This window comes from Haloactinopolyspora sp. (assembly GCF_027324685.1).
In the GTDB taxonomy this organism is placed as follows: Bacteria; Actinomycetota; Actinomycetes; order Jiangellales; family Jiangellaceae; genus Haloactinopolyspora.
Genome location: NZ_DAHVSH010000078.1, coordinates 1 through 21635, shown reverse-complemented (window position 1 = coordinate 21635; position 21635 = coordinate 1). Strand labels below are relative to the sequence as shown.

The window sequence follows — 21635 nt, the reverse complement described above, 5'->3', positions numbered from 1 at the left end:
GAGGCGAAGGTCAGGGCTCCGACAGGCCGTAGGTCACCTCTTGGCCGGGTCTGCCGGACGTCGTGGCGCGGCGACGCCATGCGTAAGAGCCAGCCCTGTGGGTAGAGGGCACGAAAGCGACATACGTCCGGACAATGGACAGGTCCGGCCTCGGTTTGTCAACCTAGGACAATCACGGGGGGGAGCATGGAGAAAGATGTAATGCAGCGGTTGCTGCCGCGCATGCAGTTGGACGCGTTGCTCGAAGAGTTGCAGTCCAGGTTGCAGGCGGTGCTGACCGCGCGTGACGGGGTTCATGCGCTGCTCGAGGCCGTTGTGGCTATCGGGCGCGACCTGGACCTCGACACGCTGCTGCATCGAATCGTCGAGGCGGCCACGTCGTTGGTCGACTGCCGCTATGGCGCGCTGGGTGTGATCGGCGAGGACGGCCAGTTGGCCCAGTTCGTTCCGGTGGGGCTGTCCGACGAGGAGATCGACGCCATCGCCGAGTGGCCGCGGGGTCGCGGCATCCTCGGGCTGCTCATCAAAGAGCCCCAGGTCCTGCGGCTGCGCGAGATCTCCGAATCTCCAGAGTCGTACGGCTTTCCCCCTGGTCACCCGCCCATGCACGGCTTCCTCGGGGTGCCGATCCGCATCCGCGACTCCGTGTTCGGCAACCTCTACCTGACCGAGAAGAACAACGGCCAGGACTTCGACGAGCAAGACGAGCTGATCGTCAACGCGCTGGCGACGGCGGCCGGTATCGCGATCGAGAACGCGCGGCTGTACGAGGACACTCGTCGGCGGGAGAGGTGGCTCGACGCTTCGGCGGAGCTCACCCGTGAACTGCTGTCCGGCCGGGACACCTTCGACGCGCTTCGGCTGATCGCCACCCGCACCCGCGAGATGGCGAGAGCCGCTGTGTCCGTCGTCGCCGTTCCCGATGCTGACGGCCGCACGATGTCCGTCGTGGCGGCCGACGGTGACGACGAACTCATCGGCGTGCAGGTGGACATCGAGGGCTCGATGACCGGGTCGGTCTTCACCAGCGGTGAACCGGTGACGGTCAACCGACTGCCTGAGTCCGAGGACGCCGCTCCGCTCGTGACGCGCCTCCCAGCCGGCCCCGCCGTGGTGATGCCGCTCAAGGCGCCGGAACGAATCCGGGGCACGGTCCTGCTCGGCCGCGCCGCCGGCAGCGTGCCGTTCACCCCCCGGACCACCCGGATGCTGATGCAGTACGCCGACCAGGCGGGTCTGGCCCTCGAGCTGGCCGACACCCGCAGGCGCGCCGAGCAGTCCGATTTGATCGACGACCGGGCTCGGATCGCTCGCGACCTGCACGACGTCGTCATTCAGCGGCTGTTCGCCTCGGCGATGGCGCTGTCCGGGGTCGTGCGGATGGTCGACCGGCCCGACGTCGCACGCCGGATCGAGAGCACGGTCGAAGATCTGGACGTCACGATCCGCCAGATCAGGTCCACGGTCTTCGCGCTACAGACGAGACACGACGACGGCGGCGAGGACGAGGGATTGCGCAGTCGCATCCTGCACCTCAGCCATACCGCCGCCGAGCAGCTGGGGTTCACCCCGAGTCTGCGCTTGGAAGGCGCGCTCGACACCGATGTCCCGGACGACCTGGCTGAAGACATCTGCGCGGTGGTGCAGGAGGCGTTGGCCAACGTCGTCCGGCACGCCCGGGCGGCCCATGTCGACGTCTGGGTCAATCTCGACCAGGGCGAGGTCCGAGTCACCATCACCGACGACGGCATCGGCATGGCCGATGGTGGTCCGCGCAGCGGCCTGGCGAACCTGGGCGAGCGAGCCCGCCGACGGGGCGGAGGATTCGAGGTTCAGGCCGGTCCGCAGGGCGGCACGATCATCCGGTGGCACGTACCGGTCTAACTGCTCACGACCTAGCCGCTCACGACGAGCGGTGGCCGGACTCCTCGTCCTTCGCTTCCGCCTTCAACTGGGCGGCCAGCGCCGCGACCTGGGTGCGGCGCTGCATGTCGAGCTTGGTGAGGATGTTGGAGACGTAGTTCTTCACCGTCTTTTCGGCGAGGAAGATCCGATCGCCGATCTGCCGGTTCGTCAGGCCCGCCCCGATGAGATCGAGGATGCGCCGTTCCTGTTCGGACAGCGTCGCCAGCGGATCCTTGCGGTTGCCGCGATCGCGCAGGCGCTGCAGCATCCGGGCGGTGCTCTCCGGGTCCAGCAGGGAGCGTCCGGAGGCGACCGTGCGCACCGCGCCGACCAGGTCGGTGCCGTGGATCTGTTTGAGCACGTAGCCGGCCGCACCGGCCATGACGGCGTCGAACAGCGCTTCGTCGTCGGCGAACGACGTCAGCATGAGACAGGCCAGCTCGGGCATGCGGGACCGCAGGGCCCGGCACACCGAGACGCCGTCACCGTCGGGGAGGCGAACGTCGAGAATCGCCACGTCGGGTCGCAGCGCCGGAACCCTGGCCTCGGCTTGTGCTGCGGTGGCGGCCTCACCGACCACCTGCATGTCGGGTTCGGAGTTGAGCAGAGCTGCGACACCGCGACGGACGACCTCGTGGTCATCGAGCAGGAACACCCTGATCGTGCCGCGCGGCGCCGTGTGCACCTCATCATCCATGAAACGACGGTAAACCTCCTGCTCGCGCCCGCCAAGGGCTTGCGGCGCCAGAACCGGTGCGGCGACGTCTCGCCGCGACGCCGGCCGAACTGGCGCGCGACCGTGATCGCGGCGACACTTGGGGCGTGACGGTGCAGCACAGGGTGCGCGAATCCCAGCCGGACAGCTCCGGCGCGGTTGCCCGTGCCATCGCGACGCTGCGCAGCGGAGGACACCGCATCACCGCAGCTCGCCGGGCGGTCATCGAGGTTCTGGCGAGCACCTCGGATCACCCCAGCGCCGACCAACTGTGCGGATGGGTGAGCGAGCGGTACCCGGCGGTACACCGGGCCACCGTGTATCGAACTCTGGACCGGCTGACCGAATTGGGCGTGGTCACCCACGTTCACATCGGCGGGGCCGCGACGACTTACCACCTGGCCGATTCCGGCGGAAGCGATCACCTGCACGCCAACTGCCGGGTGTGCGGACGGATCATCGACCTGCCGGCTGATCTGCTCGATCCGATCGGCCGCCAGCTGGCGCGAGACAGCGGTTTTCACCTCGACGCTGCCCATGTCGCGCTGTCCGGCACCTGCGACGGCTGCCTCCCCGACCGCCAGGCGGACTGAGTCGACGCCGGCCCGTCGTGTTGGCCCCCGGGGAGCTGGGTACGTGCCGCCCAAGCACCCGACGAGGAGGCGCGATGGATCTCGAGACCGTGTCCGCCCTGCTCCAGCACCCCGGCCCGTATCTGACCGCCTACGTCGACGTCACCCGGGACACCGCCGACGCCGAGCATCGGATCGAGCTGGCCTGGCGTTCCGCTCGGGAGCGCGTCAGTCGCGACGGTGCACCTGACGGACTCACGGACCTGGTGGAGGGGCACGTTCTCCGGCCCACGTCGGCCCCCGGTCGGGTGAACCGGATGGTGGTCGCGGCCCATGGCGATGTGCTGCTTGACGAGGAGGTTCGTCAAACCGACCCTGCCGACGTCGTGACCTGGGGTCCGTTGCCGGACGTCACCAGCTGGCTCAGCGATCGCGACATGATGATCCCGGTCCTGTTGGTGATCGCCGACCGCGAAGGGGCGGACATCGAGTACTACGACGGGTGGCCCGGGTATCCCACGGACGAGGACAGCATCCACGGAGAGACCTTGCACATCAAGAAGGTCCCGGCCGGCGGCTGGGCGCACAAGCAGTACCAGCGCCGTACCGAGGAGGTGTGGCGCCGCAACGCCGACGAGGTCGCCACCGAGATCGATCACCGGGCGCGGGGTGGTGTCCCGCTGATCGCGCTGACCGGAGATGTGCGAGCGGTGGGGGAGATCCGGGAGGCGCTGAGCGAGCCCGCGGCGTCGAAGGTCGTGGTGCTCGAGGACGGCAGCCGCGCCGAGGGGAGTTCACGCGAGATGCTCGACGACGCCGTCGACCAAGCCGTCCGCGACACCGTCATCGAGGAACATCTGCACAGCGTGCGCGAGATCGAGGAGGGCACCGGGCAGCGCGGCGACGCCGTCCATGGCCTGCCTGAGGTCATCGAGAATCTCGTCCAAGGCCGAGTCCGCACCCTGGCGCTCGCACCGCGGATCGCGGCGCAGCGCGAGGTGGCCCCGGCGGAGTACCCGGGCTTGCCCCTGCCGGAGCAAGCCTTGGAACACGCCAGGCTCCGGGCGGATCTCGTCGCCGTCTGCGCGGCCGCAGCGACCGATGCCGACCTCGTGATCCTGGGCGCGGCATCGTTGCCCCAGGACGGGATCGCCGCGCTCTTGCGGTGGTCGTAGCCTGCCGCCGATCGCTTGACACCGCAGACATGAACGCGGGCCCGGAGGTGATCTCCGGGCCCGCGTTGTCGTCCGTGCGGTCCTGACGGGATTTGAACCCGCGGCCTCCACCTTGACAGGGTGGCGAGCACTCCTAACTGCTCCACAGGACCTTGCAGTGTCTTACTGTAGATGATCCTGCTGGAGCAGGAGCACCCGTATCCCCAACGGGATTCGAACCCGCGTTGCCGCCTTGAAAGGGCGGTGTCCTAGGCCGCTAGACGATGGGGACTAGACCACTGGACGACATTGCCCATGGCTCGTCGCCGTCGGGGACATCGAAAGCATAGGGGGCGGATGCTCAGTTTTCCAAATCCTGCGACGGTGACGGAGTCTCGGGGGACTTGGCGGCGACGTCGGCTTCGGCCTGATGCCTGTCGATCTGCGCACTCGTCTGCCCCAGCCCGCCCAGAGTCAAGTCGTCCCAGGCAACGAGTTGCCGGTCGTCGGGATCGAAATACAGCACCGACAGCTCGACCGGCGTGGGTTCCTCGTTGCGCAGGCCGCGTAGCCCGGCGCCGCCGGTGGAGCCTTGAACCATCACGCGAGTGCCTTCGTCCAGGGTGTAGGTGTCGCGCTGGTGCATGTGCCCGGACAGGACCAGCGGCGTGATTCCGTCGAACAGCTCGACGTGGCTGGGGTCGTGATACACGACCACGTCGGGCGGTGGATCGAGCTCGTCCACGGCGTCGGCGAGTTCCTCCGTGCCCAGCCGGATGGTGTCGTCAGGCACCCCGCGCACGGACTTGTCCGGCGTGAAACGCGGGTCCGGAGCGCCGACGAAGCGCAGGCCGGCGACCTCGACCGGCTCCCCGTCGAGCACGACGGCGTTGGGCTCCGCGGCGACCGCGGCGGCTGTGGCGGCAGAGTCGTGGTTGCCCTTGACGAAGACGTAGGGGTAGCCGGACAAGGTCCTGATGCTGCGCACATAGGCGTTCTCGGCCGGCGAGCCCTGATCGACGATGTCGCCGCTGTCGACGATCACGTCGACGTCGTACTGCTCGGCCACCGAGCCGATGATGCCCCACGCCGCCGGATTCAGGTGCAGGTCCGAGACGTGCAGTACCCGGATCGTGTCGTCGGCCGGCTGGAAGGTGTCCAGGCTCAAAGTGGTGTTGTAGACGCGGGCCACGTTCGTGACGAAGCCGGCGAGCTGTTCGGCGTAGGCGTCGAAGTTCGTCGCGATGTCCTCGGCGTTGCCGATCAACTGTGGAGCGGCGGTGAGCGGGCCGGCATAGGTGGGTTCGCGCACCGCCTCGCGGTCGAACGTGACGGCGGCTAGACCGGCCGTGCCCACGAGCGCCGCGACCGTGACGGCGAAGGCCAGCAGCGTGCGCCGCACGGATCGCAGGACCAGCGCAGCCCCGAGCGTCCCGCCGATCACGGCGATGATGGCCGAGCGGATCGCCGCATCGATGATGAGGTCCTGAAGTCCGCTGACCACCTGGTCGTCCAGCTCGGTCAGCGAATAGGGGTCGGAGACGATACCGCTGAGACCGTCGAGATCCAGTTGCCGGACGGAGATGTTGAGCGTGACCGGGCCGGAATGCGTGTCGAGGATGACTGCCCCGACGGGGTCGAGATGAATGATCGACTCGCCGGACAGTGACGGCTCGAACGCCACGTCCACGGCCAACGGGCCGACGTACGAATGTGTGGTGCCGGCGACGACGAGCGCGACCCACGCGCCGCCGAGGGCCAGGACCACCGGCGCGATGATCGAGAAAGCGCGCCGGATCCAGGACGGCCACGTCTCCGGGCGCAGCCCCACCCGGCGCGGCCGGGGAGGCTCGGGCGCAGGGGGCCCACCGGCCACGCTGGTCGTCTCCACATCATCGTTGTTAACACATCGGCCCCCCGGCATCGGCATCATCGGTGTCGGCACGTGACACTGGAGCCGTGCTGGAACTCACCGAGTCGGAGTTCGAAGAGCTGGTCGCCGAGGCGTTGGACCAGATTCCGGGCGAGCTTGCGCAGATGATGGACAACGTCGTCGTCCTGGTCGAGGACGAACCGCCGCCCGACGCCGCCGACGTGCTCGGGCTGTACGAAGGCACGCCGTTGACCGAGCGCGGCGAGTTCTACAGCGGGGTGTTGCCCGACGTCATCAGGCTCTTCCGGTTGCCGATCCTGCGGCTGTGCGAAACATGGACCGATGCGGTGGAGGAAGTGCTGGTGACCGTGGTGCACGAGGTCGCTCACCATTTCGGCATCGATGATGACCGACTACACGAGCTCGGGTGGTCCTGACGCCGGTCATCGACCGGCTCTGGTGTGGCGGCACCAGCCGGAAAGAGTGGAACGGACGCCGGACCGGGAACGCCTCTCGGCGCAACGGCCGCTCGTAGCGGCTAAATAGTGGGACCCGGGGTTACCGCGGCCCGACGCCCAGCGAGGGCCCCGAAGGGCTGTCGCCAGACTCGAAAATACCCGAACGAGAGCGCCTGGCCCAACCGTGCGACGTGTCGAGACTCACGTTGAAAAGCGCGACTCAGCGTGCCAGGGGCGCCTGAGGTCAGTGCAGTTCGCGGCGTCGCCAGAGCGCAGCGGCGTGCTGGAGCTCTTCGGCCATCCGCAGGTTTCCGCGCGCCAGCCGAGTCTGGCGCTGCCCCTCGTCGTCGAATTCGTGGTCGGCGAGGTGGGCACGCCCGGCAGCGACCACCCGGCAGAATGCGCTGGCTCGCTCGAGGGCCACGGCGAAATCGCCGGTGAACGCGCTGGTGAGAATGGCGTTGCCGAGCGCAGCGACCTCGTGGGGTCCAGGCGGGTGAGCCACGCCGGCCACCACGGTGGAGACCTCGGCGACCTTCTCGCCCGCGGCGAACACGCGCGCGGCCTCGGCGCCGTTGCGATGAACCCAGCTGCGTAGGAGGTACAGCGACCACAGCGTGCCCGGAAGGGTCTGTGGCCCGGACTCCCGCCACAGTTCGGCGATCTCGTCCAGGCCGACCCGGTCGGCCAGGTCGAGGAGACGGCGGGTCGTCCCCGGTGCGGAGTCGTCGTCACGCGCGGCGTGCAGGACCGCCGCGGCCGTTGCGTGCGCCACGGCCGTACGGTCGGCGGGATCGGCGTCATCAGCGACGTCGGGGAGGTCGCCGCGCAGCACCGGTCGCCGCGGGTGCTCGAAGTCGCTGTCGTTCACCGTTTCATTGTCCCTCGCTGACCGCGGGCATGCTCACCGTCGCCGTCGACCCCGCCCGATGGCGCGGGCCGGATCATCGTCGGCGCCGTCGACGATCTCACACCTCGATGGTCGTGCCCGGCTCGACCACGGTGAGCCGGGTTTCCTCCGGAGCGAGTCGTTCGAACAGGTCGAAGTGCATCTTCGGGAAAGCCAGGACCGCCTCGTGGATGGGGATGGCGATGTTCGGCGTGACGGCGCGCAGGTACTCCACCGCTTCGCTCGCTTTGAGCCACGGCGCGCCGGTCGGCAGGCCGAGCACGTCGATGTCGACATCGGGGATGGTGAACGCGTCGCCCGGGTGGAAGAAGCGGTCACCGATCAGATAGCCGGCGTTGGGCACGATCGGCACGTCCGGATGGATCACCGCGTGCTGGCTGCCGTGCACGCTGACCTTCGTGCCGACGTCGAACTCGTCGCCGGGCCGGACCTCCTTCGCGGCGATGCCGGCTTCGGCCAGAATCGCCGCGGACCCCGCGTCGGTTCGCAGCTGCACGCCCTCGTTGCGCTCGAGCAGCGGCCGCAGCCGGTCGACGTCGAGGTGATCGCGGTGCTGGTGGGTGATGAGAATCGCGGTCAACCCGGTGAGTTGCTCGAATCCGTGGGAGTACGCGCCGGGGTCGATCAAGACGCGGGCCGAGCCGTCCTCAACGAGTACACAGGCGTGTTCGTACTTGGTCAGCTTCATAGGCCCCGAGGCTAGCTCGTCCGGCCCCGCTTCGGCGGCGCCTCCACCCGGCCACCGCCGGGCTGCCACAACACGTCGCCCTCGTGCCGGTTGGCGTAGCGCGACAGGATGAACAGCAGGTCCGAGAGCCGGTTGAGGTACTTCGCGGTCAGTGGATTGACGCCGCCGTCGGGTTCGGTGCCGTACGTGTCGATGGCCAGCCAGGCCGAGCGCTCCGCGCGGCGGGTGGTCGTGGTGGCGACGTGCAGGTGGGCAGCGGTCAGGGTGCCGCCCGGCAGGATGAACGAGCGCAGCTTCCCCAGCTCGGCGTTGTAGCGGTCGCAGTCCGCTTCGAGCTCGCCGATCCACGCCGCGTCGACCCGCAGCGGCGGGTGCTCGTACTCCGGGCGCAGCGGCATGCACAGGTCGGCCCCGACGTCGAACAGGTCGTTCTGGACACGGGTGAGGGTGGCCAGGGCGTCGTCGCCGAGATCGCCGCTGCCCGTGCTGCGTTCGGTGGCGATGGCGACCCCGATGACGGCGTTGGCTTCGTTCGCGTCGGCGTAGGCGGCCAGGCGGGGGTCGTTCTTGCTGGTGCGCGAGAAGTCGCCGAGGCCGGTGGTGCCGTCGTCGCCGGTCCGGGTGTAGATCTTCGTCAGGTTGACCACGTGCTCCACATTAGGCCCCGTGGGCGCCGGGAAGGGGCGCCCGCCGCTGCCTGGCAGTGGAAGCCGCCCGCGGCTGCCGGCAACGGAGACACCACGAGGCGTTCTGCCGCGCCAACAGGCGTGCACGGGTGGTGGAGTTGGGGATTGCCTAGTGAACATGATCATTTCATGCTGGCGGCGAGGGGGTTGGGGACGTGACCGCGGGCGGCGATGACGGGGCGGTCGGGGTCGTCGGCGTAGCCCCGCTCGAACAGGCGCAGCCGGTTCAGGCACAACTTGGGAAACGACGGCGATTCGAGGTCGAACATGGTGAAGCGGTCGGCCAACTCGGCGGCGAAGCGTTCCTGGTACGCCGACAGCGTCGCCCGCGCCGAAGCCCAGAACGCGGCCTCGCTCATCCCCAGCCGAGTCGCCACGATCTCCGCCAGGTACCGGTACACGCACACCAGCAGCCCGTTCTGCAGGTACTTGATCAAACTCTTCGCCTCGAGCGTCACGTCGGCCAATGCGGCGCGCACCGCCGGCGTCAGCCCAGCGTGCTCGGGCAGCCGCTCGGAGCAGATCGCGAGGTCGTCGACGAAATCCTTGACCACCAGCCGGGTCGGCACGCCGTCGCGATGCACGATCATGCAGTTCTGCCCGTGCGGCGAGAACATCGCGCCGTAGCGGTACAGCACGTGCAGCAACGGTGGCAGGAGGGCGTCGTGCAGCGCCCGGATCCACTCCGACGCTTCGAGCCCGCTGCGCTGCACCAGTGCCTCGGCGAACGAGTTCCCCGCCGAATCGACGTGCAGCAGCGCCGCCAGTGACACCGCCTGCTCGCCCGGGCGCAGGTACGGCTGGACCGGCTCGCGCCAGATCGCGCCCAACATCTCGGTGTACTGGTACGGCACGCCCGGCAGGGCCGCGTACGTCGGGTGCGCCACGCTGACGCCTGCCACCTCGCCCAGCAGGATCATCCCGGTCTCGCGCAGGAACGGGTCGGCGGCGACGGTGCCGGCCAGCCACTGCGTCAGTTCGGGGGCCGCGAGGGTACGTTCGCGCGGCAGGCCCCGGTACACCGAGGTGTTGAGGATCGAGACCGGAAGCTTGAGGTAGCGCCGTTCCGGGTGGTCGATGTCGGTGAGGGTGCGGATGGCCAGCTGGGCCCGGTAACGGGCGCTGCCCTCGCCGAGCGGCACCAGCGCGCCGCGGGCCAGGTCAACTGCATGCAACGGCACGATGCGGTTCGACCACTGCCACGGATGTACCGGCAGGTAGACGCATGTGTCCGGGTCGAGGCCGCCGAGCTGAGCGCGGGCGCGCAGCCGGTCGAGATCGGCGTCGCCCACCTGCTCGCGGACGACGTCGTGGTGGCCGAGGCCGTCGACCGACACGGCATCGGCGATCGCCGGGTCGGCTGCGAGCCAGTGCAGCCGGATGTCCGGGCCGGTCTCGGGTGCATACGCCAACAGGTCCTGCGCGCCGAAGCCGACTCGGCCCTTGTTCGCCACGATCCACGGATGCCCGCGCAGCTCGCTCTCGACGAGTACCGGGTCGAGGTCCACGAGCTCGCTCGCGGCTCGGGCCCGCGAGAGCTGCACGACGTCGGACAACAGAGTGGACGACACCTCACCAATGACGGCGGCGATGATCGACGCGTCGGCACCGGCGCGCTGGAGTACCAGCGACAGCAGGTCGGCGGCGTCCGGCAACGCACCGGCGCTCCAGCGCAGCGAGTCCGGATGCACCCGCCACCAGCCCATCGCGCGCGGGGTGGCGGTCGCGGTGAGCACACCGGTCCCCAGGTCCCACCGCAGCGTGCCGTCGTCGGCCACATCGGGGGTGATGATCTCTTCGTAGCTGAACTCGGTGAGCATCTTCGCGACGAGTTCGCGGTTGGCGGTGGACCACAGGTGTGGCGTCAGGGCGGTGCTGGCGGGGTCGGGCGAGGTCATGCCGGTTCCTCCACGGGCTGGGCGGATTCGGTCGAGAACGCGGTGCCGAACCGCTGGTAGACCGTGCGGTCCTGGACGGCGTAGGCGTCGCGGCCGGTGATCGCGTTGACGATGACGCTGTTGCGGTGTGCACCGAGACCGAGGTCGGGCGCGCCGACGCCGTGGGTGTGCAGCTCTGCGTTCTGCACGAACAACGTCGACGGGGTGCCGTCGGCGCGGCGGAGCCGGTAGTCGAGCGTGACGTCCGGCCTCCCGGCGTGATCGAGCGCGACGACGTCGTCGGGCAGGGGGAGCGGCGCCGGGACGTGCCCGGTGGCCAGCACGACGACGTCGGTGTCGCGGTGAAACGTCCGTCGTTCGTCGCGGTGCCGCCACGTCAGCCGCCAGCGCCGGCCGGGCCGGGGTGACGGCTCCATGCCCACCAGCTCGCAGCCGCCGGCGTAGGCCACCGGCGGGTCGGGCCGGTCGATGGTCGCCTCGTAGAGCAGGTCGAAGATCCGCCCGCTCGTCTCGGCGGACAAGCCCTTGTAGAGCAGGTCCTGCCCGGCGCGGATCTCGTCGCGTACCTGCGGGGCGAGGTGGTGGAAGTGCGCGATGTACTCCGGCGTGAAGTGCTCCAGCCCGAGCTTCGAGTACTCCATCGGCAGGAAGCCCCGGGCGCGAGTGAACCAGTCCAGCGCCATGCCGTCGTCCAGCCCGGTCTCCAGCAGGTCGGCGACGATCTCCCCGGCGCTTTGCCCGGCGCCGACGACCGTGACGGCGTCCGCGGTGACCGCCTTCTCCCGGTGGCTCAGATAGTGCGCGGAATGGAAGACGTTGTCGCCCAAGTGACCAGCCGCCACCTCCGGGACGTACGGCCGGCTGCCCACCCCGAACACCACGTGCCGCGCGCGGTAGCTCGCGGCGTCGCCGGCGGCGTCGCGTACCGTCACCGTCCACCCGCGCGGCCCGGCGGGAACGACGGATTCCACCCGGCGGCCGAACCGGCATGACGCCAGTTGCTCGGCCACCCAGCGGGCATACGCGTCGTACTCGCGGCGCGGGACGTGAAAGCGCTCGTAGAAATAGAACCGGTACAGGCGCCCGCGGTCATGCAGGTAGTTCAGGAACGAGTACCGGCTGGTGGGGTCGGCCAAGCTCACCAGGTCGGCGAGGAAGGGCACCTGCAGCGTGGCGCCGGGCAACATCAGGCCCGGGTGCCAGGCGAAGCCCGGCGCGGCCTCGAAGAACGCCGCCCGAACGTCGGTCACCGGATCCAGCAGGGCGGCCAAGCCCAGGTTGAACGGCCCGAGCCCGACGCCGACGACATCGAGTTCCCGCATCGTTTTCTCCTCCTCTCCCTGCGGTGATCATTGGCGCTATCTGGCTGCCCGGGGCACCACAACGCGCCAACGATCACCGGGTGTTGTGCTGGATGGCGGCACGATCGCCGGGCCAGCGGGCGTCGAACGCCGCCCGGGTGCACGCCATCAGCGCCGCCCGCTTGTCCGGTAGATCCACGTCGCCGAGATGGTCCAGGCCCAGGCGCCGGCAGAAGGCGAGCATGCGCGCGTTCGCGACGTCGGGCTCGCACACCGCGCGCGGGGCGTCGGTGAACAGGTAAGCCAGGACCGCCCGGGCCAGCAGTCGCGGCACCCCGGTACCGAGCAGCTCGACCGGCCCGACGGCCACGTGCCAGCCGACGTCGTCATCGTCGGCGTCGTAGGCCGCGGCGAGCGGGTCGTCGCTCACCCGGTACGTCTCGACGTAGCCGAACGCGACGCCGTCGGCGCTGACGATCCACGGCGTGAGGTGGGTGAGCCCGTCGAGGTAGCGGCGGATGTCGTCGAGGGAGTGGCCGAGTCGCCACCACGGGACGACGTGCGGGCGGTTCATCCAGTCATGCACCAGCTCGGCGTGCGCGCGGCTGGTGGCGGGAACGACGTCGATCCGCACCCGCGTCCCCGGTAGCTGCGCCGACCACGGCGCGCTCACGCCCGGCACCGCAGCGGGTTCGGCACGCTGACGTAGACGGACTGGGTGGCGATGTCGCCGACGAGTTCGTCCATGTCGTGCACGCGGGTGAGCAGGTTCGCCTTGCACGGCCACTGGTCGTCATCGAGGAGTCGATCGAGCAACGTGGCGGGGTATCGCCCGCCGCGGGCGCGCTCCGCGGTGAGGACTCGGCGCAGGTCGGCCAGGAGGACCGATTCGTCGACGCAGGGGCCGAGCGCGTTCACGACGCCGAGGGTGAGGTTGACGAACAGGTAGTAGACCAACCGCTCGTCGGCCAGCTTCTCGCCGAAGATCGACTCGCTCGCCTCACCGAGGCCGGGGATCACCGCGGTCAGGTCGGGGTGGGCGGCTTCACGGTGAAAGTAGCCCTGGCTGTCGCGGTACACGCCGCGCACCGGCCAGCCGTCCGACAGCTCGACGAGCGTGTTCTGTTGATGCGCTTCGAAGCACAGGCCGACGTCGAGATACAGCCGCACCAGCGAGCGCACGACCACGTCGCAGAACCGGGCGAACCAGTCGCGCGCCACGTCCGGCTCCGGGCGGTGCTCACGGGCGGCGATGGCGGCCACGATCGCGGCGAGGCGGCTGCGCCCGTCGTAGGGGTGGTCCTGGCACAGGGTGGTGAGCGCGCTGACGTCGCGGGGCCCGCCGGGCCTCCACCGGTTTTCACGCAACAGCACCGAGAAGCCGTCGTGGATGCGTTCTGCGGTGGCCACCGTCAGGTACGCGGGGTCTTGCACCAGGTGAAAGTGCGGGGCGACGGCCGCAGCTCGCCGGCCGATCGCGGTGCCGGCCAGACGGGCGGACTCCACCGCGCGGTCGAGCTCCTTCGGCAACGTCACTCGCATCGAGTTCGTCACCCGCAGGTGCAGCGAGAACTTCAGCTGCCACGGCGCCTCGGGGCGGTGCACGGTGCGGACGGAGGTCGTCGGGGCGTACGGCGATCCCCAGGGGCCGAGGTCGACGACGGCGCCGTCGTCGAACAGCGCGGCGGTGGCGGGATCGGCAGCCAGCCGGTCGGCTTCGAACGGGTGCGCCGGCAGCAGGACCCGACGCGCCCCGACGCCGCGCAGGGTGGCGTCGAGCGCGTGGCCGTCGGTGGCGGGGTCGTCGCGCAGCAGCTGCTCGGTCAACTGCGGTGCGGGGGTGCCGACGGCGCTGGCGTGGCGGACGATGTCGGTGTCGACGGCGAGCCAGCGCAGCGGGAACAGGCCGCCGAGTTCGGGGGCGTACTGCCGTCGTTGCGCCACGCTCATCTCGCCACGGCCCTTCGGCGTCGGGTGCGACAAGTGGCCCAGCAGCAGGGCCTGCTCGGACTCACCGAACGTCAGTGGCGCCGCGCTGAACAGGTGATCGACGTCGCTGTCGCGCTCGGTGAGGTACTCGCTCACGGCGGCCGCGCTGTCGAGCGCGCGCGTGAGCAGGGCGTCGGGGCGGCCAGGGCCGCGCGGGTGGTCGTTGAGGGCGTCGGTAAGCAACACGGTCAGCGCGGGCAGCCCGACCGGACGGGCGTCGGCACCGCTGACGTGCAGGTACACCGGCAGATCGAGGTCGTGCCGGAACGTCGCCGACCACCGGCGGATGCGGACCATGAGCTGGGCGTTCCATCGCGGCAGGGCGATCACGGCGTGGAGCCCGCTCGCGGACTGATCGACCGACCAACCGGGCACCTCACGAAGCCAGCAGGTCAACAGTGCGCGGCTGGTGGCGTCCTCGGCGGCCTGGTGCGGTGACCGGGTGCGCGGCGTCGTCTGGACGCTCATGCGGTGGTCCTTTCGCCTCGGCTCGGTGTGGGCAGGGCCCACGGGTGCGGGCGGCGCGACGGGGTGGCGATTCGCTCGGCCGCGGTGTCGGCGATGAGCAGCACCAGGGCCGCGACGTCGTCGTGGGTCGTGAGCGGATTGACGAACGTGAGTTTCAGCGCGACCCGACCGCGGTGGCGGGTCCGCCCGACGACGGCGCGACCGGTGGCGAGCAGGTGGCGTTGGACGTCGACGTTCAGCGCGTCCAGCTCGTCGTCGGATGCGCCGGGCGGGTGGCAGCGGAACAGCACGGTCACCGTCTGCGGTTCGCTGAGCAACTCGAGGCCGTCCTGAGCACGGATCACGTCGCCGGCCCGATGGGCCAAGGCGACGACGTGCTCGACCATCGCGCCCAGCCGGCGGCGCCCGGTCGTTCGCAGCGACACCAGGATTTTGAGCGCGTCGAAGCGGCGGGAGGTGTCGAGCGATCGGTCCACCAGGTCGAGCGCGGTGCCCGGCTCGGCGCGGTTGAGATAGTCGGCGGGCTCGCGGACCCCGGCCATCGTCTCGGCGTCGCGGACCAGCAACGCGCTGGCGCCGATCGGCTGCCACCACAGCTTGTGCAGGTCAGCGGTGACCGAATCGGCCTGCTCGATCCCGTCGAGCAGAGGCGTGAGCCGGTCGCTGAGGGCGAAGGCGGAGCCGACCGCGGCGTCGACGTGGAACCACATCGCGTAGGTGCGGGCGCGATCGGCGATGGCGTCGAGGGGGTCGACGGCGCCGGTGTCCGTGGTGCCCGCGGTGGCGACGATGGCGATCGGCGTGGTGCCCGCTCGGGTCAGCGTGTCCAGCGTCCGGTCGAGCGCGTCGACGTCCATCCGCCCGGTCTCGTCGACGGCGACGGCCACGACGGCGTCGCGACCCAACCCGAGGACGGCAGCTGCCTGCCGGATGCTGACGTGCGCGCCGCTCGAGGCGAGGATTCGCCAGCGCGCTGACCTGTCGGGCAGCCCCGCGAGGTTCGGCCCGCCTGCCGCGTGGTCGCGGGCGAGCAGCAGTCCGAGCAGGTTGGACGCGGTGCCGCCGGACGTGAGGACCCCGGTGGCGGTCTGCGGCAGGCCGAGGAGCCGGGTCAGCCTGGTGACCAGGTGGTCTTCGGCGTACGTCGCCGCCGGCGCCTGATCGAACGAGTCCATCGACTGGTTGGTGGCGGCGATGGCCAGCTCCGCGGCCGCGGCACTGATCAGCGTCGGCGGGTGCAGATGCGCAGCACACCACGGGTCGCTCACGCGGGCGCCACGGGCCAGGACGTCGCGGCCGAGACCGTCGAGCACCGCGGCGAGCGGGGCGCCGTCGTCGGGCAGCGGATCCCATCCGGCGATGGCCGAGCGGAGCTCGTCCGGCGAGCTGGGCGGAAACGGCCCGCGATCGTCGGTGGCGGTGACGACGTCGATCATGGCCGCAGTGGCCGCGCGTAAGGTCTCGTGCGAGGCGGCGCTGCCGTCGAGGAACAGCGCCCGAGACGGGGCGGCGCTCATCGGATGGTCGCCCGCAGGGCTGCGCCGAATGCGTCGACCACCTGATCGGCCTCGTCGGCGGTGATGATCAGCGGCGGCAGGAACCGCACGACGGCGTCGTCGGTGCCACCAACCTCGACGATCACGCCGCGGGAGAGCATCTCGCGCTGGACGGTGGCCGCGAGTTGCCCGTCGGGCACGGGAACGCCGGTGGAGTCGTGCCGCCCGGGGGCGACGAGTTCGACGCCGAGCATCAGGCCCCGGCCGCGGATGTCGCCCACGCGTGGGTCGTCGCCGCTCACCGATTCCAGCCCCTTGAGCATGCGGTCGCCGACTTCGGCGGCGTGTTCGGCCAGCCCGGCCCGCACCACTTCGCGGATCGTCGCGGCACCCGCGGCCAGTGCCGGGGCCGAGCCGCGGAAGATGCCGGCGTGTGCCCCGGGCTTCCAGCTGTCGTGGTGGTCGCGGTGCACGATGACGGCCAGCGGCAGCCCACCGCCGATCGCCTTGGACAGCACCATGACGTCGGGCTCCAGCCCTGCGTGCGTGCTGGCCCACAGCGCGCCCGTACGGCCGAGCCCGGTCTGCACCTCGTCGGCGATCAGCATCGCGCCGGTCGACCGCGTGGTGCGTCGCAGCGCCGCGCCGAAGCTGGTCGGCATCGGGTTGACGCCGCCCTCGCCCTGAACCGGCTCGACGATGACGGCTGCCGGAGCGGGGATGCCGCTGTGGTCGTCGGTCAGCGCCCATTCGACCAGGCGGGTGGCGCTGGATCCGCCGTCGGAGCCGAACGGTGAGCGGTACGTCGTCGGGAACGGCAGGTGATGGACGTCGGCGAGGAGCGGGCCCAGCGGTTCCTTGGCTGACCGGCGACCGGTCAGGGCCAGCGTTGCCTGGGTCATGCCGTGGTACGCGCCGCCGAAAGCGAGAACGCCCGAGCGTGCGGTGGCCGTGCGGGCGAACTTGACCGCGGCCTCGACGGCGTCGGCGCCGGTGGGACCGCAGAACAGGATCCGTCCCTGGCGCAGATGTTCGGGCAGGACGTCGAAGAGCGCGTCGATGAAGCGATCCCGGACGGGGGTCGGTAGATCGAGCGTGGACAGCGGCGTGCCGTCGTCAAGCACGCGGCGAATCGCTTCGTCGACCACGGGGTGGTGGTGGCCGAGGGCGAGCGCGCCGGCACCGGCGAGGCAGTCAAGGTAGGTGTTGCCGTGGCGATCCCGCACCGTCGTCCCCGCACCGTGGACCAGTTCGACCGGCAGCCGTCTGGCGTAGGAGCGGGCTGAGGACTCGCGGTGTCGTTGGCGGTCGAGCAGGCTGGATGGGGCCACAGGGTTCCCTTCACGAGAAAGATCGGCTAAACAAGGTTTGCCTAACCTAACTCGTGACGCAAGGGAGATCGCTCGATTGACGGTGAGTGTCGTGAATCACATCAGCGGTCGGTCAGCCGACCCATAGCCGGACCGGTGACGATGCGCCGATGCAGGTGGCTTCGCGATGGTTGGGTCAAGCGCGGTTTCCGCGCCCCAAGTGTTCGCGCCGCGGGGTCAGGACCCGCTGTCCGCAGCGACGATGTTGTGGTTGAGGTGGAACAGGTTGGCCGGGTCGTAACGGCGTTTGACGTCGACGAGCCGGTCCCAGGTGGCGCCGGGGTAGGCCGCGCGGATGCGGGCCGCGCCGTCATCGTCGAGGAAGTTGACGTAGGCGCCGTCAGCACCGTTGTGCAGGGCCGTGGCGAGGTCGGTGGCCCACTTCGCGCGCTCGGGCCGGTCGGCCGGGCTGTCGTAGAACGTCGCGACGTTGACCATGAAGGGTCGGCCGCGGTGTGCGTAGGCGGTGGCGTCGGCCGGGACGCGGTCGATGGCTCCGCCGAGGGGACGGATCTGGACCGCTCGCATCGCGGCCGTGGAAGCCGTGAGGCCGTCGAGGATGGTGCCGATGGCGGTGTCATCGATGGTGTCGGCGTAACCCGTGCGAGTGATGGCCGTCGGGTGGAAGCCCTCCTCGGCCGGCGGGTACATCTCGGGGTAGGTGATGGGCCGGACCATGTCGGCAAGCGGCGTCGCCAACGACCGGAACGGCGCTAGCGCCTGTTCGCCGTCCGAGGCGTTGCCGGCGTAACAGAACAACGCGAGGACGACGAGCTTGCCGTGGTGCTCTTCCGGGATGAAGGGCATCGGGAGCGCCGTCATCACGTTGGCGATCACCGACAGCTCTTCCGGCGCAGTGGTGGCGGCCGCGAGCAGACCGTCGATGACCTCAGGCGTGGCCGGCAGCACGAGCATGCCGCCGACCGCGGACGGCACGTCGTGCAGGCGATAGGTGAAGCGGGTGACCACGCCGAAGTTTCCGCCGCCGCCGCGGATCGCCCAGAACAGGTCGGGGTGGTTTTCGGAGTCGACGTCGAGGATGCGCCCGTCAGCCGTGACGACTTCGGCCGACAGCACGTCGTCGATGGTCAGGCCGAACCGGCGGGACAAGAACCCCACCCCACCGCCGGTGGTGATGCCGCCGATGCCGACGGTGCCGGCGTCGCCGAAGCCGGTGGCCAAGCCGTACTTGCCCGCAGCCGTGGTGTATTCACCGGCGGTCAGGCCTGTCTCGGCTCGCGCCGTCCGGGCTTCGGGGTCGATCTCGAGACTGCGCATGGCGGACAGATCGATCGTGATGCCGCCATCGCTCACGCCGTGCCCGGACGAGCTGTGCCCGCCGCTGCGAACGGCCAGCTCAGCGCCGCTGTCCGCGGCAGCCTCGACCACTCGTGCGACGTCGGTCGCATTCGTGGGCCGGAAGACGACCGTCGGGTGGTGGTCGAAACCACCGACGTACACGGTGCGGGCAGCGTCGTAGCCGGGGATCGCCGGGCGTGATGATCTGACCGTTGAACCTGTCGCGGAAGCGCGGAGTGACGATGTTGTGGAGGGCGCTCGACGTCATGCGATGTTCTCCTGTGGTGACCACTGGTAGCGCGAATTGACCACTTCGCCCCACAGTAGGGCCGGATGAGCGCGGTGGGCCGGTTGGGTGCGGAGTCGTGCAATCGGGCCGCCGCGACGGTGCCTGATACTGGGAGACGCTCACCGGTCCGTGGTTGCCGCGCCTCTGCGAGCGGCTGAGTCGACGATTCGCTGCAGAGCATCTAGGTGCGAGCGGAGTGCCTGGTCACCGGTCTCGGTCAAGGACAGCCACGTCTTCGTACGACGCCCCGCTCGTTCCTTGTCGATGACGACGTACTCGACATCTTCCAAGTGCGTGAGCTGCTTCGACAGCGCTGAGTCGCTGATCGCGATGGTGTCACGGACCGTGGCGAAATCAGCCCGCTCCACCTCGGCCAGCGCGGCAACGATCGACAACCGGATCGGAGACTCGAGCACCGGATCGAGGTCGTGGCGCGGATGCGAGCTCATGCCGGGGCCCCCGTGTCGCCGCCAGTGTCGCTGCATCGGGCGCATTGGCGTGCCGCCATGAGTAGCGGTACGGCCGTAGCGGCAGCTCCGACGACCCAGAACCACAGGCTTTCGATCTTGTCTCCGGATCCGCAGGCGATGACGATGGCGTACACGACGGCCCAGCCGAAAGTGCCGCGGCGGACCTGGGCTGTGGAGCCCATGCCGACGGATCCCCATCGACGGGACCACAGCACGCCGACCACGACGACGACTGCCCACACCGCCATCGAGGCGATCAGCCACATGGTGTCCAGCAGGCCGATGCCCAGCACGAGTGCGGCTGACGAAACCGCCCACACCACCAGGTAGATCTGGGTTCGTCGCGTGCTGGCGGTTCTCATCCTCGACGTGACGCTGTCGGCACGGGCGAGTTGTTCAGCAGCCCAAGCGTGTTCTTCGTTGGAATCCATACTCCATAGTGGCATGCACTTGCCATCTAGGCAAGTGTATGCGAGGCGGGCAAGCTATTGTTTGTTGATCAGGTCTCCGGCTCCGGAAGTCGGCTGTGCGCGTGGCGTCGGCCACGGGGTCTCGCAACGGTGGCAGTCGTCAGTAGCCGGTGATCTCGGTCCCACAGCGCGGACACGTGGTGGGAGGCTCGGTGGGTACGAACCGGCCGCACTCTGGGCACACTCCGGCCAGCCAGCACGCCGGGTCGCCGCCCTCGTCGTAGTCGGCGGACCGATCGGATTCGGAGCTCATGATGCCTCCCGCAGCAGTTCGGCCAGCACCGCGGCCTGGCTGTGGTCGACGTCGCGGGTCGCCGTGAGCAGCGTGAGCGGTCCGGCTGCGGCGATGCTGCGCAGCCGGTCCAGGGCCTCCCGGGCGTCGGCGTGGTCGAGTTCGGCGCGGTAGCGACGCCGGAACTCGGTGAACTTTCCCGGGTCGTGCCCGAACCACTTGCGAAGCTCGGCCGACGGGGCGACGTCCTTGAGCCACTCGTCCATGTCCAGGTCGTCCTTGCGAACACCGCGCGGCCATACGCGGTCGACCAGCACGCGGGTGCCGTCTTGGCCGTCGGGTTCGTCATAGACACGGCGGACCCGGATCGTGCGCTGAGCCATCGTCGTCACCTCCGCCGCGCGAGTGCGCTGCCCCCATTGTCGGCACTCGGTTGGGAGAGGTCCACGCTGCCCGGATACTCTAGCCAGGGCGTGGCGGACGTGAGCGCTTCAGCATTGACGCGAGGCGCAGCGGCCGCGACGTCGGGAACTGGTCGCTTTCCGGGGCCAGCCGTTGCTCGCGGCTGGTGATCGGACGGCCGGCCAGTCCGGGCCTCTAGCTCAATCGGCAGAGCAGCGGACTTTTAATCCGCGGGTTCGGGGTTCGATCCCCCGGGGGCCCACTCGCTTGACCGGCAAGGTTGCCTTGCATGAAACGGACGGTTGGCGTCGCGTCTGGCCGTGTTCGCGGCTCTACTGGTGCTCACCATGCTGCTCGACATCGCCGTCGTCACGGGCCCGCTAGCCATCATGGGCCTGGCCTGGGAGAAGACGCATGGCTGGTTCAAGAAATGGGTCTCAGTGGTCATCGCGCTGATCTTCACGAAGCTGGCCGTGATGCAACAAGTCGATAATGCTCGGTCGTGGACCACCGCCAGGCGTTGAGCTGCGGGTCGCTATCAACGTGGTGCGTCGTCGTCTCGGCGATGAGTTCCGCGAGCCCGCGGATTCTGAACTGTCGGCCGGCGTAACCTCGCCACCGGTGTCCTGGGGTCCGCGGCCTGCTGCGGTGTGAGTTCTTCGGCGTCGGCCTGCACTTGGATCGGCGTGCCGTGCTCGTCGGTGCCGCTGACCATGAGCACCGGGCTGCCTGCCATCCGCTGATACCCCGCGAAGACGTCCGAGGGGACGCCGAAGCCTGACACGTGGCCAATGTGGCGGGGGCCGTTGGCGTAAGGCCACGCCACCGCCGTCAACACTGGGGTGCTCGTGGCCCTAGCCTACGGAGTGAGTCCAAGCGGATTGAGCGGAGGCGAGCATGTCGGCGACGAAGCTCCTGGTACTCGGTATCGTGCACCTCTCCGGCGGCGCGCATGGCTACCAGGTGCGGTCCGAACTGCAGAGCTGGCGT

At 69.7% G+C, this 21635-nt stretch carries 21 protein-coding genes, 3 tRNA genes and 2 pseudogenes; 7 read left to right on the top strand and 19 right to left on the bottom strand.

Annotation, left to right across the window (positions count from 1 at the left end):
- The first annotated feature begins 186 nt into the window (after positions 1-186).
- A complete protein-coding gene (locus M6444_RS08540) occupies positions 187-1884 on the top strand; it encodes a GAF domain-containing protein (RefSeq protein ID WP_298325564.1) in 1698 nt (565 codons plus the stop codon).
- 19 nt (positions 1885-1903) lie between these two features.
- On the opposite strand, the gene M6444_RS08535 is transcribed toward M6444_RS08540, so the two are convergent.
- Positions 1904-2602, bottom strand: a complete 699-nt coding sequence (locus M6444_RS08535; protein ID WP_298325561.1) for a response regulator transcription factor — start codon at positions 2600-2602, stop codon at positions 1904-1906.
- A 125-nt stretch (positions 2603-2727) separates the two neighbouring features.
- Between M6444_RS08535 and M6444_RS08530 the strand changes: the two genes are divergently transcribed.
- Together M6444_RS08530 and M6444_RS08525 are read left to right on the top strand one after the other, a co-directional pair.
- A complete protein-coding gene (locus M6444_RS08530) occupies positions 2728-3213 on the top strand; it encodes a Fur family transcriptional regulator (protein ID WP_298325558.1) in 486 nt (161 codons plus the stop codon).
- Between the two features lie 74 nt (positions 3214-3287).
- Positions 3288-4367, top strand: coding sequence for a Vms1/Ankzf1 family peptidyl-tRNA hydrolase (locus M6444_RS08525; protein ID WP_298325554.1), 1080 nt, complete (start codon positions 3288-3290; stop codon positions 4365-4367).
- A 77-nt stretch (positions 4368-4444) separates the two neighbouring features.
- On the opposite strand, the gene M6444_RS08520 is transcribed toward M6444_RS08525, so the two are convergent.
- The 3 genes from M6444_RS08520 to M6444_RS08510 form a co-directional block, all read right to left on the bottom strand.
- Positions 4445-4519, bottom strand: a tRNA-Asp gene (locus M6444_RS08520).
- A 46-nt stretch (positions 4520-4565) separates the two neighbouring features.
- Positions 4566-4638: transfer RNA gene (locus tag M6444_RS08515), tRNA-Glu, on the bottom strand.
- Between the two features lie 69 nt (positions 4639-4707).
- On the bottom strand, positions 4708-6237 hold the full coding sequence (locus M6444_RS08510; protein WP_298325551.1) for a metallophosphoesterase: 1530 nt from the start codon (positions 6235-6237) through the stop codon (positions 4708-4710).
- A 68-nt stretch (positions 6238-6305) separates the two neighbouring features.
- Between M6444_RS08510 and M6444_RS08505 the strand changes: the two genes are divergently transcribed.
- Positions 6306-6656, top strand: coding sequence for a metallopeptidase family protein (locus tag M6444_RS08505; protein ID WP_298325548.1), 351 nt, complete (start codon positions 6306-6308; stop codon positions 6654-6656).
- Between the two features lie 265 nt (positions 6657-6921).
- Here M6444_RS08505 and M6444_RS08500 read toward each other — a convergent pair whose 3' ends face one another.
- From M6444_RS08500 to M6444_RS08435, 14 genes are all read right to left on the bottom strand, one after another.
- On the bottom strand, positions 6922-7548 hold the full coding sequence (locus tag M6444_RS08500; RefSeq protein WP_298325542.1) for a hypothetical protein: 627 nt from the start codon (positions 7546-7548) through the stop codon (positions 6922-6924).
- Positions 7549-7645: 97 nt separating this feature from the next.
- Positions 7646-8275 (bottom strand): MBL fold metallo-hydrolase, encoded by a 630-nt coding sequence (locus tag M6444_RS08495; RefSeq protein WP_298325538.1) that lies wholly within the window; start codon positions 8273-8275, stop codon positions 7646-7648.
- A gap of 11 nt (positions 8276-8286) precedes the next feature.
- Entirely contained in the window at positions 8287-8922 is a 636-nt protein-coding gene (locus M6444_RS08490; protein WP_298325535.1) for a cob(I)yrinic acid a,c-diamide adenosyltransferase, read from the bottom strand.
- 161 nt (positions 8923-9083) lie between these two features.
- Positions 9084-10859 (bottom strand): IucA/IucC family siderophore biosynthesis protein, encoded by a 1776-nt coding sequence (locus tag M6444_RS08485; protein WP_298325532.1) that lies wholly within the window; start codon positions 10857-10859, stop codon positions 9084-9086.
- Complete coding sequence (locus M6444_RS08480) at positions 10856-12181, bottom strand: SidA/IucD/PvdA family monooxygenase (RefSeq protein WP_298325529.1); 1326 nt, start codon at positions 12179-12181, stop codon at positions 10856-10858. Before M6444_RS08480 ends, M6444_RS08485 begins: the two co-directional genes overlap by 4 nt.
- Positions 12182-12254: 73 nt before the next feature.
- Positions 12255-12833 carry a GNAT family N-acetyltransferase gene (locus M6444_RS08475; RefSeq protein ID WP_298325527.1) on the bottom strand — a complete coding sequence of 193 codons (579 nt, stop codon included), beginning with the start codon at positions 12831-12833 and terminating at the stop codon, positions 12255-12257.
- On the bottom strand, positions 12830-14617 hold the full coding sequence (locus tag M6444_RS08470; RefSeq protein WP_298325524.1) for an IucA/IucC family protein: 1788 nt from the start codon (positions 14615-14617) through the stop codon (positions 12830-12832). Before M6444_RS08470 ends, M6444_RS08475 begins: the two co-directional genes overlap by 4 nt.
- Positions 14614-16134 carry a pyridoxal-dependent decarboxylase gene (locus M6444_RS08465; RefSeq protein ID WP_298325519.1) on the bottom strand — a complete coding sequence of 507 codons (1521 nt, stop codon included), beginning with the start codon at positions 16132-16134 and terminating at the stop codon, positions 14614-14616. Before M6444_RS08465 ends, M6444_RS08470 begins: the two co-directional genes overlap by 4 nt.
- Complete coding sequence (locus M6444_RS08460; RefSeq protein WP_298325517.1) at positions 16131-17444, bottom strand: diaminobutyrate--2-oxoglutarate transaminase family protein; 1314 nt, start codon at positions 17442-17444, stop codon at positions 16131-16133. Before M6444_RS08460 ends, M6444_RS08465 begins: the two co-directional genes overlap by 4 nt.
- 216 nt (positions 17445-17660) lie before the next feature.
- Positions 17661-18944, bottom strand: a complete 1284-nt coding sequence (locus tag M6444_RS08455; protein WP_298325514.1) for an FAD-binding oxidoreductase — start codon at positions 18942-18944, stop codon at positions 17661-17663.
- Positions 18945-19190: 246 nt separating this feature from the next.
- Complete coding sequence (locus M6444_RS08450; RefSeq protein WP_298325511.1) at positions 19191-19520, bottom strand: transcriptional regulator; 330 nt, start codon at positions 19518-19520, stop codon at positions 19191-19193.
- Positions 19517-19903: a hypothetical protein gene (locus M6444_RS08445; RefSeq protein ID WP_298325508.1), complete on the bottom strand. Its 387-nt coding sequence runs from the start codon at positions 19901-19903 to the stop codon at positions 19517-19519. Before M6444_RS08445 ends, M6444_RS08450 begins: the two co-directional genes overlap by 4 nt.
- 208 nt (positions 19904-20111) lie before the next feature.
- Entirely contained in the window at positions 20112-20264 is a 153-nt protein-coding gene (locus M6444_RS08440) for a hypothetical protein (RefSeq protein WP_298325505.1), read from the bottom strand.
- Positions 20261-20626 (bottom strand): DUF488 domain-containing protein, encoded by a 366-nt coding sequence (locus M6444_RS08435; RefSeq protein ID WP_298325503.1) that lies wholly within the window; start codon positions 20624-20626, stop codon positions 20261-20263. Before M6444_RS08435 ends, M6444_RS08440 begins: the two co-directional genes overlap by 4 nt.
- A gap of 208 nt (positions 20627-20834) precedes the next feature.
- Between M6444_RS08435 and M6444_RS08430 the strand changes: the two genes are divergently transcribed.
- Both M6444_RS08430 and M6444_RS08425 read left to right on the top strand, forming a co-directional pair.
- Positions 20835-20907, top strand: a tRNA-Lys gene (locus tag M6444_RS08430).
- A 58-nt stretch (positions 20908-20965) separates the two neighbouring features.
- The gene (locus tag M6444_RS08425) at positions 20966-21169 is read left to right on the top strand and encodes a hypothetical protein (RefSeq protein WP_298325660.1); all 204 of its coding nucleotides are present in this window, start codon (positions 20966-20968) and stop codon (positions 21167-21169) included.
- Between the two features lie 107 nt (positions 21170-21276).
- On the opposite strand, the pseudogene M6444_RS08420 reads toward M6444_RS08425, so the two are convergent.
- Positions 21277-21483, bottom strand: a pseudogene (locus M6444_RS08420) (class I tRNA ligase family protein); the annotation flags it as partial.
- A 59-nt stretch (positions 21484-21542) separates the two neighbouring features.
- Here M6444_RS08420 and M6444_RS22940 point away from each other — a divergent pair.
- A pseudogene (locus M6444_RS22940) lies at positions 21543-21635 on the top strand (PadR family transcriptional regulator); the annotation flags it as partial.